The 1,311-nt window shown below is 35.6% G+C and carries 2 protein-coding genes; one reads left to right on the forward strand and one right to left on the reverse strand.

The annotated features are described in order from the left end of the window. Window positions 1-103: 103 nt before the first annotated feature. Window positions 104-445: a hypothetical protein gene (locus PX482_RS18340; RefSeq protein ID WP_288122804.1), complete on the reverse strand. Its 342-nt coding sequence runs from the start codon at window positions 443-445 to the stop codon at window positions 104-106. Between the two features lie 90 nt (window positions 446-535). Between PX482_RS18340 and PX482_RS18345 the strand changes: the two genes are divergently transcribed. Continuing rightward, a partial coding sequence (locus tag PX482_RS18345; protein ID WP_288122805.1) for an IS4 family transposase occupies window positions 536-1,311 on the forward strand: 776 nt, incomplete at its 3' end.

The raw sequence follows: 1,311 nt of genomic DNA on the forward strand, positions 1-1,311 counted from the left end.
AAAAATAGGCTTTTCGAGGGTAATTCTTGTTTTAATTCTCCATGTACGCAGTCTTTAAAAGCCTCTATTTCGTTCCAAGACACGATTAAGAGTGGCTTTTAGGCTAAGTATAATTACTTATCGCGTAAGTGAGATGCTCCCGGCTATTCTTAATCATCATTAGTCCGACACCAAGCCAAGAATAGATAACAATATCTACGTTGCCACGTTCGACTAAAAGCATTACTGGTGGTGAGCATAAAATTAGGGCATAAACTACAGCTTCTTGATAATTTAATCGGCCAATGATAATTAAAGTTATCCCATAAAAAATTAAAGCAAAGAAAACTCCTAAAAATATAGTATCACGCTGCTCTAAACCCAGCCAAGTTAATGAAGACCAACTACTAGGATAAGCTATTTGAGCTGACAGGGGGACAAGCCAGCTGAAAAGCTTATGTAGCATGGAATACAGACACAGACTCCAAAAAAAGATAAGTCATATTTACCATATATGACCTAAATAACGAAAATGATAAGTGAACTATACCAGAAAGTGTTAGAAAATGAACTGGGGCGAGCCAGATATCTACTGTTGTTAATGGTAGTTGGAACCTTGCAAATATTGAAGCAAGCAAAGTTAGAGATATTAGCTGAAGCCTTACCAATACCAATCCTGTTTGAGAGTCGGAGAAAAAAACTAAAAAGATTTTTAAAGCTGGAAATTCTGAATATTGAAAAAATCTGGTTTCTCTGCTTAAAAGAGATGTTAAAACAGCAGGAGAGATTCACAATAAAAGGATTAGTATATATTGCCATAGACCGAACGAGTTGGGGAGCAATTAATATCTTGATGGTGAGTCTAATTTATGACAAGAGAGCCATCCCAATCTATTGGGAGATATTGGATAAAAAAGGAAGTAGTAATCTCGAAGAACAGCAGCGAGTATTGGGGAAAATATTGAAGGTGCTATCAGGTCATAAAATCGTGGTGTTAGGAGATAGAGAATTTTGCTCAGTCAGTCTTGGAAAGTGGCTTTGGGAGCAGAGTTTATACTTTTGTTTAAGACAAAAAAAAAGTACAAATGTCAAGACAAAAGAAGGAATTTATCAAGAAATGAGAGAGTTAGGTTTAAGTCCAGGAACTCAACTATTTTTGAATGATGTCAATATTACAAAAGAGCAGGGATTTGGACAGTTTAACTTAGCTGGTAAGTGGAAAAAAACCTATCGGGGTTTTCAAACAAAAGAACCTTGGTATATTCTGACAAATTTTGGGGATTTAGAGACGGCAATAATTGCCTATCAAAAAAGATTTGATATTGAGGAGAT

The organism is Microcystis sp. M53602_WE12 (assembly GCF_030065455.1).
In the GTDB taxonomy this organism is placed as follows: domain Bacteria; phylum Cyanobacteriota; class Cyanobacteriia; order Cyanobacteriales; family Microcystaceae; genus Microcystis; species Microcystis aeruginosa.

Excerpts from the sequence above, each read along its gene's own strand:
- PX482_RS18340 (WP_288122804.1), bottom strand. The coding sequence starts at position 445 with ATGCTACATAAGCTTTTCAGCTGGCTTGTCCCCCTGTCAGCTCAAATA.